Origin of the sequence: Micromonospora sp. LOL_024 (genome assembly GCF_048060415.1) — a bacterium.
Lineage (GTDB): Bacteria > Actinomycetota > Actinomycetes > Mycobacteriales > Micromonosporaceae > Micromonospora.
In genome coordinates this window covers 348,485-363,343 of sequence record NZ_JBHMIS010000002.1, presented here as the reverse complement: position 1 = coordinate 363,343, position 14,859 = coordinate 348,485, and the positions used below count along the sequence as shown (strand labels likewise).

The following is a 14,859-nucleotide window of genomic DNA, read 5'->3' as shown; positions in this document are numbered from 1 at the left end:
TCATGGCCGAGCAGCTGACGGACGAAGAGAAGTTGATCCTGAAGACGGGTGCTTTCGGCGCGGTGTTCATGGTGTCGAACGCCGATCCGGGGGTGCTCGCCGTGTTCCGGGAGAGCTTCGCCGCCTCCGGGGCGATGGCCGGCGCCAGCGGCGTGGTGAAGGAGGCGCTGACCGGCGGGCCGTTGCCGAAGCTGCCGCGGGATTCGGCGTTGGAGGTGGAGGCGGTGGTGCTGCCGGCGCTGCGTCGGGCCCAGCAGATCCTGGCCGAGAAGGCCCCGCAGGACGTCGGTGTCTACCGTGCGGTGGTGCTGGCGGCGGCCGATCGTACGGCGCGTGCCCACAACGGGGTCAGCCCGGCCGAGGCCGAGGTGGTCGAGCGGATCAGGGGCGTGTTGGGCGAGGAACCTACTGGCAGGTAACATTGCGCCGTGGGCAACCGCACAAGCGCTCACGGTTGACCGCACGGCAACGCACGCGCGAGGCTGCGCCCCAATACCGGGCGAAGAGATCACACCACCACAGCAGGAGGGTCGTCGAAGCGCGATGAACATCGTCGTACTCGTCAAGCAGGTGCCCGATTCGGGCGCGGACCGCAACCTGCGAACTGACGACAACACTGTCGACCGCGGTTCGGCGAACAACGTCATCAACGAGATGGACGAGTACGCCATCGAGGAGGCGTTGAAAATCAAGGAGGCGCACGGCGGCGAGGTGACCATCCTGACCATGGGTCCGGACCGGGCGGCCGAGTCGATCCGTAAGGCGCTGTCGATGGGCCCGGACAAGGCGGTGCACGTGGTGGACGACGCCCTGCACGGCTCGTGCGCGGTGGCCACCTCGAAGGTGTTGGCCGCGGCGCTCGGCCAGCTGAACGCGGACCTGGTGCTCTGTGGCGCCGAGTCGACCGACGGCCGGGTGCAGGTGCTGCCGCACATGCTCGCCGAGCGGCTGGGCGTCGCGGCGCTGACCGGCGCCCGCAAGCTCACCGTCGACGGGGCCACACTGACCGCGGAACGGCAGACCGAGGAGGGCTACGAGGTGGTCACCGCCTCGACCCCGGCCATCGTCTCCGTCTGGGACACCATCAACGAGCCACGGTACCCGTCGTTCAAGGGCATCATGGCCGCCAAGAAGAAGCCGGTGCAGACCCTCGCCCTGAGCGACCTGGGTGTGGCCGAGGGCGAGGTTGGTCTCGCCGGCGCGACGAGCGTCGTGGTGGAGCACAGCAAGCGACCGCCTCGCTCGGCCGGGGTGAAGGTCACCGACGAGGGTTCCGGCGGCGCGCAGCTGGTCGAGTACCTCGCCACCGAGAAGTTCGTGTGAGGGGTGTGGGACATGTCTGAGGTTCTCGTCGTCGTCGAAGCCACTCGGGAGTTCGGCGTCAAGAAGGTCACCCTGGAGATGCTCACCCTGGCCCGGCAGTTGGGCAGCCCGTCGGCGGTGGTGCTCGGCGGGCCCGGTGCCGCCGAGGCGCTCGCCGGCAAGCTGGGTGAGTACGGCGCGGAGAAGATCTACGCGGCCGAAGGTGAGGAGATCGACGGCTACTTGGTGGCGCCGAAAGCCAGCGTGGTCGCCGACCTGGTCAAGCGGGTGCAGCCGGCCGCCGTGCTGTTCGCCTCGTCCCAGGAGGGCAAGGAGATCGCCGCCCGGCTGGCCGTGAAGCTGGACAACGGCATCCTGACCGACGTGGTCGCCCTGACCGCCGACGGCACCGCCACCCAGGTGGCGTTCGCCGGCTCGGCCATCGTCACCTCGAAGGTCACCCGGGGTCTGCCGCTGGTCACCGTCCGGCCGAACTCGGTCGCGCCGGCCCCGGAAGCGGCCACCCCGGCCGTCGAGCAGCTCACCGTTGCCGTCACCGACGTCGACAAGCTGGCCACGGTGGTGGAGCGGGTGGCCGAGCAGAAGGGCTCCCGTCCCGAACTCACCGAGGCCGGTGTGGTCGTCTCCGGCGGCCGTGGCGTCGGCAACGCGGACAACTTCAAGCTGGTCGAGGAGTTGGCGGACCTGCTCGGCGGTGCCGTCGGCGCCTCCCGGGCCGCGGTCGACTCGGGCTTCTACCCGCACCAGTTCCAGGTCGGGCAGACCGGCAAGACCGTCTCCCCGCAGCTGTACGTGGCGCTGGGCATCTCCGGCGCGATCCAGCACCGGGCCGGCATGCAGACCTCTAAGACCATCGTCGCGGTCAACAAGGACGGCGAAGCGCCGATCTTCGAGCTGGCCGACTTCGGTGTGGTCGGCGACCTGTTCAAGATCGTCCCCCAGGCCGCCGAGGAGATCCGTAAGCGCAAGTGAGGTGTACCACCGCAGCCGCCGCCCCGTTCGAGGCGGCGGCTGCCGCCTGCCGGGGAGCTGATCGGCGGACCGGGGAGCTGAAGACCGGCCCGCCGATCAGCCCGTCAGGGAGCCCCTCAACAGGCCGTCGCCGGAGTGGTCGGTGTTGTTGTCGAACTCCTCGGCCGAGACGTCGACGACGGAGCAGTGGCCGAGGTCGACGTTCGGCGGCAACGGCAACAGCACGTCAGAGCCGCTGCCGGGCACGCCGACCGAGAACATCTCCATGTTCTGCGGGTTGATGAGCCATACCTCGTAGTACCCCGGTACGGCCGGGAGATTCACCACGTGCAGATGCAGCTCGCCGCTGCCGGACACCCGGGCGACGCCACGGGCCTGCGGTGGGGTCGAGCCGTGGGCGGCGAGCGTGGCGCTGGCCACCACCGCCTGATCCGGTGGCGTGCCCTCGCGCAGCACGGCGGCGGTGCCGGCCACTGCGACAGCGGCGGCGGCGACCGCCGTGGCCGCTTTCCCCGCGGGGCGAGCGGCACCGGCGGGCAGGCCGACACCGGCCTGATCGCCTGTGGTGGACCCTCCGACATCGACGCCCGCCGGTGCCGCCACAACATCGTGGTGACCGCGGTACCGGTCTGACCGGCCATCCCGGGTAATCCGGTCTGCGGTCGAGGCGGGCGCGGTCGCTAGGCTGAGCCGTGATGGCTTACCTGGATCATGCCGCGACCACTCCGATGCTCGACGAGGCACTGGAGGCGTACGTCGCGACCGCCCGCGAGGTCGGCAACGCGTCCTCCCTGCACGCGTTCGGCCGGCGCGCCCGGCGGCGGGTGGAGGAGTCGCGGGAACGGGTGGCTGCCGCCCTGGGTGCCCGACCGTCCGAGGTGATCTTCACGGGTGGCGGGACGGAGAGCGACAACCTCGCGGTGAAGGGCATCTTCTGGGCCCGTCGGGATACCGACGCCGGGCGGAGCCGGGTGATCTGCAGCGCGATCGAGCACCACGCCGTCCTGGACGCGGTGGACTGGCTGTGCCAACACGAGGGCGCCGAGGTGGGCTGGCTGCCGGCCGACGGCATCGGCCGGCTGCACCCCGACGCGCTCCGCGCCGAGTTGGCCGAGCACGGCGACCGGGCGGCACTGGTCACCGCCATGTGGGCCAACAACGAGGTCGGCACCGTCCAGCGGGTCACCGAGCTGGCCGCCGTCGCCGCCGAGTACGGCGTGCCGTTCCACACCGACGCCATCCAGGCGGTCGGCCAGGTGCCGGTCGACTTCGCCGGCAGCGGCGTCGCCGCGCTCACCGCGACCGGCCACAAGCTCGGCGGTCCGGTCGGGGTCGGCGCGCTGGTGCTGGCCCGGGACGTCGAGGCGGTGCCGCTGCTGCACGGCGGCGGCCAGGAGCGCGACGTGCGGTCCGGCACTCTCGACGCCGCCGGCATCGTCGCCTTCGCGGTCGCCGTCGAGGCCGCCGTCAAGGACCAGCAGGAGTATGCGGCCCGGGTCGCCGCGCTCCGCGACGACCTCGTGCAGCGGGTCCGGCAGGCGGTGCCCGAGGTCGTCTTCAACGGTGATCCGACCGACCGGCTGCCCGGCAATGCGCACTTCTCGTTCCCCGGCTGCGAGGGCGACGCCCTGCTGCTGCTGCTGGACGCCAAGGGCATCGCCTGCTCGACCGGTTCGGCCTGCTCGGCCGGGGTGGCCCAGCCTTCGCACGTGCTGCTGGCGATGGGCGCGGACGACGACCGGGCGCGCTCCTCGCTGCGTTTCTCCCTGGGCCACACCAGCACCGCGGCGGACATCGACGCGCTTATCGCCGCGCTGCCGACGGTCGTCGACCGGGCCCGGCGGGCGGCTGCCCTGCGTACTCCTCGCTGACGCCGGCGGAGCCGGCCGGAGATGGCCGGGCGGGCGCGGAGAGTTGGTCCGGTACGGAGATAGGCTCGACTGGCGAAGGGAGAGTGGTCTGGTGAGGGTGTTGGCGGCGATGTCCGGCGGCGTGGATTCCGCCGTGGCGGCGGCGAGGGCGGTGCAGGCGGGACATGACGTGACCGGCGTTCACCTGGCGCTGGCCCGCAACCCGCAGACCTACCGCACCGGGGCACGGGGCTGCTGCACCCAGGAGGATTCCCGGGATGCCCGCCGCGCGGCCGACGTGCTCGGCATCGCGTTCTACGTCTGGGACATGGCCGACCGCTTCCACGCCGAGGTGGTCGACGACTTCGTCGCCGAGTACGCCGCGGGGCGTACCCCCAATCCCTGCCTGCGCTGCAACGAGAAGATCAAGTTCGCCGCGGTGCTCGACCGGGCGGTGGCCCTGGGGTTCGATGCCGTGGTCACCGGCCACCACGCCCGCCTCGGCCCCGACGGGCTGCTGCGCCGCAGCGTCGACGAGGCCAAGGACCAGTCGTACGTGCTGGCGGTGCTGACCCGCGAGCAGCTGGACCGCTCCATGTTTCCGCTCGGTGACTCGACGAAGGTCCAGGTCCGGCAGGAGGCTGCCGAGCGGGGCCTGGCCGTCGCCGACAAGCCGGACTCGCACGACATCTGCTTCATCGCCGACGGAGACACCAGGGGCTTCCTGGCGCGGCGGCTCGGCGAGACGCCCGGCGACGTGGTCGACGCGAGCACCGGCGCCGTGGTGGGTCAGCACGCCGGGGCGTACGCGTACACCGTCGGTCAGCGGCGCGGCCTGCACCTGGACCGGCCTGCCCCGGACGGTCGGCCCCGATACGTGCTCTCCATAACGCCCACGACCAACACGGTGACCGTCGGCCCCGCCGAGGCGCTGGAGGTCTCCACGGTCCGGGCCGACCGCCCGGTCTGGACCGGTGGCCCACGCCCTGACGGCCCGATCGAGTGCGAGGTGCAGTTGCGCGCGCACGGCGTCGTGGTGCCCGCCGCCGTCACCGTCGACGCCGCCGGCCTCCACGCCGACCTGCGCCGCCCGGTCCGCGGCGTCGCCGCCGGCCAGGCGATCGTGCCCTACCGCCCCGACCCGGCCGGCGACATCGTCCTCGGCTCCGCCACCATCACCGACTGACCCCCCGTCGGGAGCGGGTAGCCTTCGGGCGTGACTGATCAGGTTTGGCCGTGGGCGGCGGGTGTGGCTACCGGCATGGGGTCGTTGCCGGGCACCGACATCGCCGAGGCTCAGCGGGTGGTGCTCGGCGAGCTACCCGCCCTGCCTCATCTGCCGGAGCTGCCGGCTCGTGGACCGGGTGCCGATCTGATCGGGCGTACCGGCGGCCTGCTGGTGGAGCTGCCCGTTGAGGTGTACACCGGGCGCTGGCGGGTCGCGAACCGTCCCGGCCGGGACCTGCGCCGGGCGCGTGACCTGATGGAGCGGGACCTCGACCAGCTCGCCGAGCAGGCCGAGCAGTACGCCGGCCCGTTCAAGATCCAGGCAGCCGGCCCGCTGACCCTGGCCGCCTCGATCGAGCTGCCGATCGGCGGCCGGCTGCTGCGCGACCCCGGTGCGGTCCGTGACCTGGCCGGCTCACTCGCCGAAGGGCTGCGCGGGCACGTCGAGGCGGTGACCCGCCGGCTGCCGCGCGCCTCGGTACTGCTCCAGCTGGACGAGCCGTCCCTGCCCGAGGTGCTGGCCGGACGGATACCCACCGAGAGCGGCCTCGGCACGCACCGGCCGGTCGGGGCGGGCGAGGCCCGCTCGCTGCTGAGCACGGTCGTCGAGGCGACCGGTGTGCCGACCGTGGTGCACTGCTGCGCACCGGAGGTACCCCTGGAACTGCTCCGCTGCACCGGCGCGGTCGGTGTCGCGCTGGACCTGAGCCTGATCACCGAGCTCGACCCGCTGGGCGAGGCGCTCGACGCCGGGTTCGGACTGCTGGCCGGCACCGCGCCGACCACGGCGTCGGCCGGTCGGGCGCCGACCTCCGCCGAGGTCGCCGACCAGGTACGCACCCTCTGGGATCGCCTCGGCTTTCCGCGCCGCCGCCTCGCCGAGCAGGTCGTGATCACCCCTGCCTGCGGCCTGGCCGGGGCCACGTCGGAGTACGCCAGGGCGGTTCTCGCCGCGTGCCGCGACGCCGGCCGCCGGCTGTCCGAGGAGTGAGGTTCTCCGTCGTACCGGAGGCGGGTGGCGCCCGGTGGGGCGCGGGCATGAATCCGGCTCGCCGTTCCAGCGGGCACCAGACCCTGCGGCCGCCGTCCTGGCCCGGCCCGGAGCGTCCCAGCAGATGCATCGACGTGACGGTCGTCGACATCGAGTCGGCGGAGCAGGCGGCGCTGGCCCTGGGTGCCCGTCGCGCCGGTGTGCGGGTGCCTGTCATGATCCTTCTTATGGACAACCCTGTCTCCGACTCGATCGCCGCTCTCGCCGGCGCGTTCGTCGGCGCGGCCCGGGGCCTGGTCGGCTGGCTGGCGGAGTGGGCCCACAGGATCGAGTACGCCGAGCAACTCGCGGCCCTCGCCGCCCTGCGCGACTGACCGGGCGCGAGCGGTCCGGCCTGAAGAGTCGACCTCAGGGCGGCTGACTCACAGTTGTCCCACCTGGGGGCTACGGTGCGGGAGTACCACGATCACGGGAGGTCCACGGCGGTGTCCGAAGGCGGCGGTGTGTCCGAGGAGTCGAGTGCCCAGCAGGTCAGCGCGGCGCAGGAGGCGGCGGCGGGCGCCGAGCCCACCCCGCAGGTGCGGGAACGGCACGCCCTGCTGAGCCAGGAGCTGACCGAACATCAGTACCGCTACTACGTGCTCGACGCGCCGATCGTCGCCGACGCCGACTTCGACCGACAGCTGCGCGAGCTGGAGGCGCTGGAGGCGGAGTTCCCGGCGTTGCGCACCCCCGACTCGCCGACGCAGCGGGTGGGCGGCACCTTCTCCACAGACTTCGCCGCGGTCGACCACGCGGAACGGATGATGTCGCTGGACAACGCGTTCGCCGACGGGGAACTGGCCGCCTGGGCGGAGCGGGTCGAGCGGGACGCCGGCGGGTCGGTGCCCTATCTGTGTGAGCTGAAGGTCGACGGGCTGGCGATCAACCTGACCTACTCCGCTGGCCGGCTGGTCCGGGCGGCGACCCGTGGTGACGGCCGCACCGGTGAGGACGTCACCGCCAACGTGCGCAGCATCCGGGATGTGCCCAACCGGCTCACCGACTCACCGGAGTACGGTCCGGTCCCCGAGTTCATCGAGGTACGCGGCGAGATCTACTTCCCGGTCGCCGCCTTCGCGGACCTCAACGCCGGCCTGGTCGAGCAGGGCAAGGCACCCTTCGCCAACCCGCGCAACGCGGCCGCCGGCAGCCTGCGGCAGAAGGATCCCCGGATCACCGCGTCCCGACCGCTGCGCCTGGTGGTGCACGGCATCGGCGCCCGGCGCGGCTTCCAGCCGGGCACCCAGTCCGAGTCGTACACGGCGCTGCGGGCGTGGGGCCTGCCCACCAGCGACCGCTGGCGGGTGGTCCCCGACCTACCCGGGGTGCGGGACTACATCGGGCACTACGCCGCGCACCGGCACGACGTCGAGCACGAGATCGACGGCGTCGTGGTGAAGGTCGACCCGGTGCCGATCCAGGGACGGCTGGGCTCGACCAGTCGGGCGCCGCGCTGGGCGATCGCCTTCAAGTACCCGCCGGAAGAGGTCAACACCAAGCTGCTCGACATCGAGGTCGAGGTCGGCCGAACCGGGCGGGTCACGCCACGGGCCCTGCTCGAACCGGTCAAGGTGGCCGGCTCCACCGTTGCCTACGCGACCCTGCACAACGCCCGTGAGGTCGAGCGCAAGGGCGTGCTGATCGGCGACACGGTGGTGATCCGCAAGGCCGGGGACGTGATTCCCGAGGTGCTCGGCCCGGTGGTCGACCTGCGTCCCGGCGACGCCCGGGCCTTCGTCATGCCCACCAACTGCCCGTCGTGTGGCACGCCGCTGGCGCCGGCGAAGGAGGGCGACGTCGACATCCGCTGCCCGAACTCGCGCAGCTGCCCGGCGCAACTGCGCGAGCGGGTCTCCCACCTGGCGGGGCGCAAGGTCTTCGACATCGAGGCGCTGGGCGAGAAGGGCGCGGCGGCGCTGCTGGACGCGCGGACCATCGGCGACGAGGGCGACCTGTTCTCGCTCGACGCGGAGCAGCTGGCCAGCTCCCCGTTCTTCGTCAACAAGGACGGCAGCCTCGGCAGCAACGCCGTCAAGCTGCTCGACAACCTCGCCGTGGCCCGGGAGCGGGAGTTGTGGCGGGTGCTGGTCGCACTGTCCATCCGGCATGTCGGGCCGACCGCCGCGCAGGCGCTGGCCCGGCACTTCCGTTCGGTCGAGGCGATCGAGGCGGCCACCGAGGAGGAGCTTTCCTCCGTCGAGGGCGTCGGGCCGACGATCGCCGCCAGCATCCGCGAGTGGTTCGGCGTGGACTGGCACCGCGAGCTGGTGCAGAAGTGGGCCGCGGCGGGCGTACGGATGGCCGAGGCGGCGGTGCAGGAGGGACCGCGTCCCCTTGAGGGGGTGACGGTGGTGGTGACCGGCACCCTGGCCGGCTTCTCCCGGGACCAGGCCGCGGAGGCGATCCAGACCCGGGGCGGGAAGGTGAGCGGTTCGGTGTCGAAGAAGACCGGCTTCGTGGTGGTGGGCGACAACCCTGGGTCCAAGGCGGACAAGGCGGCCGGCCTCAAGGTGCCGGTGCTCGATGAGGGCGGCTTCCGGGTGCTGCTCGACGCCGGTCCGGACGCGGCGCGTGAGGTGGCCCGCGTCGAGGAGTGACACCTCCTGTCGATCTTGTATGGAACCGCCCGGATACCAACTTAATTACGACTACGACCGATTCGTGACTGTCGCGGCCGGGAATCGGGTGGTGGGGGCGTTTCATTGGGGCACGGTGCGTGAATCCACGCATCGGTCTCGTTCCCGGGAGGTGTGGTGGCGTCGCCCGATCCGCGTAACCTCGTCCCGCCTGGACGGACGGCGCAGTTCTCAGCCTTCGTGGTCGCCGTGCTGGCCGTGGCCGTGCTGCTCTCGGCCGACTCGCTGGTGGCGCTCGCCGGGTTGGTGCCCGAGCTGCCGCCGGCCTTCTGGACGATGGCCATGCTCGCCGTGGCCTGCGACGCACGTCCCTTTCTGCCGCCCGGCCGGCGGCCGTCCTCGTCGGCGGTGTTCCCGTCCACCTGCTTCACCTTCGCGATCCTGCTCGGTTGGGGGCTCGGGCCCGCTGTCGTGGTGCAGGCGGTCACCGTGCTGGTGTCCGGGGTGCGGCTGCGGCACGCGCCCTGGCGGACGGCCTTCAACGCCGGCCAGTACGCCTGCTCGCTGGCCGCGGCCTACGGAATCACCCGGTTGGGGCCGGGCGGCGTCTTCCACGGCGGAGCGCTGGGGTGGACCGACATCGCGGTGATCGTCGGCGCCGGAGTCGCCTGGTTCGTGGTCAACTACGGGCTGGTCACCGCCGCCGTGCGGCTGCGGTTCGGCGAGCGGTGGTGGCCCGACGCGTGGCGTGGCCTGCCCTTCGAGCTGCTCTCCACCGGGTCGCTGCTGCTGCTCGCGCCGGTGCTGGTGACCGCCGCGCGGGCCAGTGCCGCGTTGGTCCCGCTGGTGCTGGTGCCGCTGTTCGCGGTCTACCGGATGGCCCGGCTCACCGTGGAGCAGCACCAGTTGGCCGCACTCGACCCACTCACCGGACTGCCCAACCGTAAGGCGTTGCTGGCCGAGGTCAACGAACAGGTGTACCGGCACGCCGAGCGGGCGGCGCGCGGCGAGCCGGATGCCCGCCTGGCCCTGTTGCTGATCGACCTGGACCGGTTCAAGAACGTCAACGACGCGCTCGGGCACGCCGTCGGTGACCGGCTGCTGGTGGAGGTGAGCGCCAGGCTGACCGACGTGGTCGAGCCGCCGCAGATGGTCGCCCGGCTCGGCGGCGACGAGTTCGCGATCGTGATGACCGGGCTCACCGACGTCGCCGAGGCACGATTGCTGGCCGACCAGGTGGTTCGGGCCCTCGCCGATCCGGTGCCGCTGGACGGTCTGCCGCTGGACGTCGGCGGGTCCATCGGCATCGCCCTGTATCCGGAGCACGGCGAGGACTTCGCCACCCTGATGCGCCACGCCGACGTGGCCATGTACGACGCGAAGCACCGCAACGACACGGTCGCCGTGTACACCGCCGAATCCGACCACAACTCCGCCGAGCGGCTCGGTCTGCTGGCCGACCTGCGTCGGGTGCTGGAGGTGGGGTCGCCGATCCGGGCGGGCGACGGCGACCCACCGGCCGGCGAGCCTCCGGTTCGCGGCGGGGACGGTGCGATGCTGCCCGCCTCGCCGCCGGTGGACGAGCGCGGCGGCGACCGCTGGTGGAGCCGCCGGCGACGCCGACCCTCGCTGGCCATCCACGACGACGAGTTGATCGCCCGGATCGTCACCGGCGCGGATCCGATCCTGCGCCGGGCCGGCCGTTCCGACCGGCCGTTCCGACCGAATCCGGTGCCGCCGGCCGAGTCGGCACCGCCGGTCGCCGAGCCGGGCGGTGCCGCCGGCGAGATCACGATGTACTACCAGCCGCAGATCGCCATCGCCACCGGCGAGGTGGTCGGGGTGGAGGCGCTCCTGCGCTGGCGGCATCCGCGTCGGGGGATGGTCGACCCGGAGGAGCTGATCCGGGTCGCCGAACAGAGCGCGGTGATGCGCCTGCTCACCCGTCGGGTGGTGGACGACGTGGTGGAGCAGATCGCCAAGTGGTCGGCGACCGGCCTCACCCTGCGGGCGGCGGTCAACGTCAGCGTGCGGGACCTGCACACCGGCGAGATCGCCGACCAGATCGGCGACCGGCTCACCCGCTTCGGCGTCGCGCCGGACCGGCTGCAACTGGAGATCACCGAGGGTGCGTTGATGGCCGACCCGCGACGGGTGCTGACCACCATCACCCGGCTGCACCGGATCGGCGTGGGCATCGCGCTGGACGACTTCGGCACGGGCTACTCCTCGTTGCAGCACCTGCGCCGACTGCCGCTGTCGGAGGTGAAAGTCGATCGGTCCTTCGTCCTCGGCATGGCCGAGGACACCGACGACGCGGCCATCGTCCGGTCGACGATCGAGCTGGGCAGGGCGCTGGGGCTGCGGGTCGTCGCCGAGGGGGTGGAGGACGAGCGGACCTGGCGGATGCTGCACGCCGCGGGCTGCGACGCCGCCCAGGGCTGGTTCTACGCCCGGCCGATGCCTGCCGAGGACCTGGTCGCCTGGCTGGCCCGCTACCGCCCGCTGCGTCCGATCGGCGGACCCGACGAGGCGGGTGTGCCGCGCCGCCACGCGCGGTGACCCGCCGTGAGCCGGACGTCCGGGGAGCCGGGAGCGGCCGGCCGGGCGCGAAACAATAGACTCGCTGCCGTCACCGCGCGTCGCGTACCCGTCGGCCGTGCGGCGGGCGCAACGCAGACGTAGACAGCCACGAAGGGGGCACACCGATGGCCGCCATCTCCCGCGAGGAGGTCGCGCACCTGGCGCGACTGTCGCGGCTCGCCGTGACGGAGGAGGAGCTGGACACCTTCGCCGGCCAGCTGGACGTGATCCTCCAGGCGGTCGCCCAGGTGGGCGGGGTCGCCGCCGCGGACATCCCGCCGACGTCGCACTCGGTGCCGCTGACCAACGTGCTCCGGGCGGACGTGGTGACGCCGTGCCTGTCACCCGAGGAAGTGCTGTCGGGCGCGCCCGACGCGGAGCAGCAGCGGTTCCGCGTACCGCGGATCCTGGACGAGGATGTGGCCTCATGACCGACGTGACCGCAATGACCGCGACGCAGATCGCAGGTCTCGTCGCCGCCGGCGAGACCTCCGCCGTGGAGGTCACCCAGGCCCACCTGGATCGGATCGCCGCCGTCGACGGGCAGATCGGAGCCTTCCTGCACGTCGACACCGAGGGTGCGCTGGCCGCCGCTCGGGCCGTCGATGTCCGCCGCGCCGCCGGCGAGGAACTCGGCCCGCTGGCCGGTGTCCCGGTCGCGGTCAAGGACGTGCTCACCACCAAGGGGGTGCCGACCACCGTCGGGTCGAAGATCCTCGAGGGCTGGCGCCCGCCGTACGACTCGACGATCGTGCAGCGGCTGCGCGCCGCCGGCACGGTCATGCTCGGCAAGACCAACATGGACGAGTTCGCGATGGGCTCCTCCACGGAGTACTCGGCGTACGGGGCGTCCCGCAACCCGTGGGACACCGACCGCATTCCGGGCGGCTCCGGTGGGGGGAGTGCCGCGGCGCTCGCCGCGTACGAGGCGCCGCTGGCGATCGGCTCGGACACCGGCGGCTCGATCCGCCAGCCCGGCGCGGTCACCGGCACCGTCGGCGCGAAGCCGACCTACGGCGGCACCTCCCGGTACGGCCTGGTGGCCTTCTCCTCCTCGCTGGACACGCCGGGCCCGTGCGCCCGTACGGTGCTCGACGCCGCGCTGCTGCACGCCGCGATCGGCGGGCACGACCCGCGCGACTCCACCTCCGTCCCGGCGCCGGTGCCGGACGTGGTGGCCGCGGCGAAGCTCGGCGCCACGGGCGACCTGAGCGGGGTGCGGCTGGGCATCGTCACCGAGTTCGGTGGCGAAGGTGCCGAGCCGGGGGTGATGACCGCCTTCAACGAGGCCGTCGACGCCTTGACCAAGCTGGGCGCGGAAATCGTCGAGATCTCCTGCCCGCACTTCCAGTACGCGCTGCCGGCGTACTACCTGATCGCGCCCAGCGAGTGCTCCTCGAACCTGGCCCGCTTCGACGGTGTCCGGTTCGGGCTGCGGGTCGGCGACGACGGCAACCGGTCGCTGGAGGAGGTCATGTCGTTGACCCGGGAGGCCGGTTTCGGCCCCGAGGTCAAGCGGCGCATCATGCTCGGCACGTACGCGCTCTCCTCGGGCTACTACGACGCCTACTACGGGCAGGCACAGAAGGTGCGTACGCTGATCACCCGCGACTTCACCGCGGCGTTCGAGCGGGTCGACGCGCTGATCTCGCCGACCACCCCGTTCGTGGCGTTCCCGCTGGGCGCGCGTACCTCCGACCCGTACCAGATGTACCTGGCCGACCTGTTCACCATCCCGAGCAACCTCTACGGCGGTCCGGGCATCTCGGTGCCGTGCGGACTCTCCGACGGGCTGCCGGTCGGGTTGCAGGTGATGGCCCCGACGATGGCCGACGACCGGATGTACCGGGTCGCCGCAGCGCTGGAGAGCGCTGTCGGCACCCTCACCCCGCCAGCGCTGTGACGGTGTCGCGGGGCGGTCCCGCCCCCGCCCCGCGACCGGTCTCGGACCGCCCGGACCACGCCGAGACGCGATGCTGCCCTTCGGCGACACACGGTCAGCGATCGGACGTCACGCCTGGTGGGTGGCGCTGGTTGGATATAGTCCGAGTCACAGGCGGATGCGAGCGAGGCTTCTCCCGAACGGACCCTGGAAGTGCGATGAGGACCCTGCGACCGGTCATGATCCTCTCGGTGTTCCTGGTGACGCTGCTCGCCGCTGCCACACCGGCGACTGCCACACCGGCGACTGCCACACCGGCCGCCGCTGAGCCCGCTGCCGCCGTCACCTTCACCTCCGGTCCGCCGCCGTCCGGGGTCGCCGCCCACCAGCCGTACCCGGGCCACACCTTCACCGCCACCGGCGCCGAGACGATCAAATTCTCGCTGGTGCCCGGCGACACCCTGCCGCCGGGCCTGGTGTTGTCGGCGGCGACCGGCACCCTCACCGGCACACCCACAGTGGCCAGCCGCTTCACCTTCACCGTCCGGGCGACCGACTCGCCGGGCGGGAACGTCGCCGACCAGCAGGTGACCGTGCTGGTGGTCCAGCCGCTCATCACCGTCACCTCGGGCGCGCCCACCTCACCCTGGTACGTGGGCCAGACCTACCCGGCACATCGGTTCACCGCCGAGGGTGGCAACGCCCCGTACCGCCTCACGTTGCGGTCCGGTGCGCTCCCGGCGGGCATGGCGCTGTCGTCGGCGGGGGCGCTGGTCGGCACGCCGACCGTCGGGGGCAGTCACCAGTTCGGCATCCGGATGACCGACGCGAACGGCTTCCACGGCGACCAGGAGGTCAGCATCGTCGTCGCCGCCCCGGCCGTCGTCATCACCTCGGCACCGCCGCCGACCGGCACGGCCGGGCTGGCCTACTCGTTCCGGTTGACCGCCGAGGGAGATTCCGACATCCGGTTCAGCGTGGCGGCCGGAGACCTGCCGGACGGGCTCACCCTCGCCGTGGACGGCTGGCTGAGCGGAACGCCCCGCGCCGCCGGTAGCTTCGCCTTCACGGTCCGGGCGGCCGGCACGGCGACCAGCGGCACCGGCGAGGTCACGCTGACCGTGGCCGCCGCACCGTCGGTTGCCTCCCCGACCAGCCCCGCACCGACCGACCCGCCCACCAGGTCGACGCCCACGCCGGCGACCTCGACGCAACCCACCACCTCGGCCCCGGCCCCGGCCGCGCCGAAGCCCACCCGGACAACCGGGTCCTGGTTGCCGATGACCGGATCGAACTCGGTCCTCGTGCTGGCGCTGCTGGCGGTGGTGGCGTTCAGCATCGCCGGGATCCTGTTCGTCATGGCCCACGAGCGCCGTCGGCGGTTCACCACGCCCCGGTGACGCCGAGCAGAAC

Annotated in this window: 13 protein-coding genes; 12 read left to right on the top strand and 1 reads right to left on the bottom strand. The window is 72.5% G+C overall.

The window, feature by feature from the left end:
- The first annotated feature begins 2 nt into the window (after positions 1-2).
- The 3 genes from ACFHWY_RS05505 (at position 3) to ACFHWY_RS05495 (ending at position 2,295) form a co-directional block, all read left to right on the top strand.
- Positions 3-419, top strand: a complete 417-nt coding sequence (locus ACFHWY_RS05505; protein ID WP_416578976.1) for a hypothetical protein — start codon at positions 3-5, stop codon at positions 417-419.
- 124 nt (positions 420-543) lie between these two features.
- A complete protein-coding gene (locus tag ACFHWY_RS05500) occupies positions 544-1,323 on the top strand; it encodes an electron transfer flavoprotein subunit beta/FixA family protein (RefSeq protein WP_416578975.1) in 780 nt (259 codons plus the stop codon).
- Positions 1,324-1,335: 12 nt separating this feature from the next.
- Entirely contained in the window at positions 1,336-2,295 is a 960-nt protein-coding gene (locus ACFHWY_RS05495) for an electron transfer flavoprotein subunit alpha/FixB family protein (protein ID WP_416578974.1), read from the top strand.
- Positions 2,296-2,391: 96 nt separating this feature from the next.
- On the opposite strand, the gene ACFHWY_RS05490 is transcribed toward ACFHWY_RS05495, so the two are convergent.
- Positions 2,392-2,898, bottom strand: a complete 507-nt coding sequence (locus ACFHWY_RS05490) for an anti-sigma factor (protein WP_416578973.1) — start codon at positions 2,896-2,898, stop codon at positions 2,392-2,394.
- A gap of 92 nt (positions 2,899-2,990) precedes the next feature.
- Between ACFHWY_RS05490 and ACFHWY_RS05485 the strand changes: the two genes are divergently transcribed.
- The 9 genes from ACFHWY_RS05485 (at position 2,991) to ACFHWY_RS05445 (ending at position 14,846) form a co-directional block, all read left to right on the top strand.
- The gene (locus ACFHWY_RS05485) at positions 2,991-4,166 is read left to right on the top strand and encodes a cysteine desulfurase family protein (RefSeq protein WP_416578972.1); all 1,176 of its coding nucleotides are present in this window, start codon (positions 2,991-2,993) and stop codon (positions 4,164-4,166) included.
- A 91-nt stretch (positions 4,167-4,257) separates the two neighbouring features.
- Positions 4,258-5,331 carry a tRNA 2-thiouridine(34) synthase MnmA gene (mnmA, locus tag ACFHWY_RS05480; protein WP_416578971.1) on the top strand — a complete coding sequence of 358 codons (1,074 nt, stop codon included), beginning with the start codon at positions 4,258-4,260 and terminating at the stop codon, positions 5,329-5,331.
- 30 nt (positions 5,332-5,361) lie between these two features.
- Positions 5,362-6,363, top strand: a complete 1,002-nt coding sequence (locus ACFHWY_RS05475; RefSeq protein ID WP_416578970.1) for a methionine synthase — start codon at positions 5,362-5,364, stop codon at positions 6,361-6,363.
- A gap of 47 nt (positions 6,364-6,410) precedes the next feature.
- Complete coding sequence (locus ACFHWY_RS05470) at positions 6,411-6,737, top strand: hypothetical protein (protein ID WP_416578969.1); 327 nt, start codon at positions 6,411-6,413, stop codon at positions 6,735-6,737.
- Positions 6,738-6,848: 111 nt separating this feature from the next.
- Positions 6,849-9,002 carry an NAD-dependent DNA ligase LigA gene (gene ligA / locus ACFHWY_RS05465; protein ID WP_416578968.1) on the top strand — a complete coding sequence of 718 codons (2,154 nt, stop codon included), beginning with the start codon at positions 6,849-6,851 and terminating at the stop codon, positions 9,000-9,002.
- A 156-nt stretch (positions 9,003-9,158) separates the two neighbouring features.
- Positions 9,159-11,543, top strand: coding sequence for a putative bifunctional diguanylate cyclase/phosphodiesterase (locus ACFHWY_RS05460; protein WP_416578967.1), 2,385 nt, complete (start codon positions 9,159-9,161; stop codon positions 11,541-11,543).
- Between the two features lie 146 nt (positions 11,544-11,689).
- Positions 11,690-11,995 (top strand): Asp-tRNA(Asn)/Glu-tRNA(Gln) amidotransferase subunit GatC, encoded by a 306-nt coding sequence (gatC, locus tag ACFHWY_RS05455; protein ID WP_416578966.1) that lies wholly within the window; start codon positions 11,690-11,692, stop codon positions 11,993-11,995.
- Entirely contained in the window at positions 11,992-13,467 is a 1,476-nt protein-coding gene (gene gatA, locus ACFHWY_RS05450) for an Asp-tRNA(Asn)/Glu-tRNA(Gln) amidotransferase subunit GatA (protein ID WP_416578965.1), read from the top strand. Before gatC ends, gatA begins: the two co-directional genes overlap by 4 nt.
- Positions 13,468-13,664: 197 nt before the next feature.
- On the top strand, positions 13,665-14,846 hold the full coding sequence (locus ACFHWY_RS05445) for an Ig domain-containing protein (protein WP_416578964.1): 1,182 nt from the start codon (positions 13,665-13,667) through the stop codon (positions 14,844-14,846).
- Positions 14,847-14,859 lie beyond the last annotated feature (13 nt).

Excerpts from the sequence above, each read along its gene's own strand:
- ACFHWY_RS05485 (WP_416578972.1), top strand. The coding sequence starts at position 2,991 with ATGGCTTACCTGGATCATGCCGCGACCACTCCGATGCTCGACGAGGCA.
- ACFHWY_RS05500 (WP_416578975.1), top strand. The coding sequence starts at position 544 with ATGAACATCGTCGTACTCGTCAAGCAGGTGCCCGATTCGGGCGCGGAC.
- ACFHWY_RS05505 (WP_416578976.1), top strand. The coding sequence starts at position 3 with ATGGCCGAGCAGCTGACGGACGAAGAGAAGTTGATCCTGAAGACGGGT.
- ACFHWY_RS05445 (WP_416578964.1), top strand. The coding sequence starts at position 13,665 with ATGAGGACCCTGCGACCGGTCATGATCCTCTCGGTGTTCCTGGTGACG.
- gatA (WP_416578965.1), top strand. The coding sequence starts at position 11,992 with ATGACCGACGTGACCGCAATGACCGCGACGCAGATCGCAGGTCTCGTC.
- gatC (WP_416578966.1), top strand. The coding sequence starts at position 11,690 with ATGGCCGCCATCTCCCGCGAGGAGGTCGCGCACCTGGCGCGACTGTCG.
- ACFHWY_RS05495 (WP_416578974.1), top strand. The coding sequence starts at position 1,336 with ATGTCTGAGGTTCTCGTCGTCGTCGAAGCCACTCGGGAGTTCGGCGTC.
- ACFHWY_RS05470 (WP_416578969.1), top strand. The coding sequence starts at position 6,411 with ATGAATCCGGCTCGCCGTTCCAGCGGGCACCAGACCCTGCGGCCGCCG.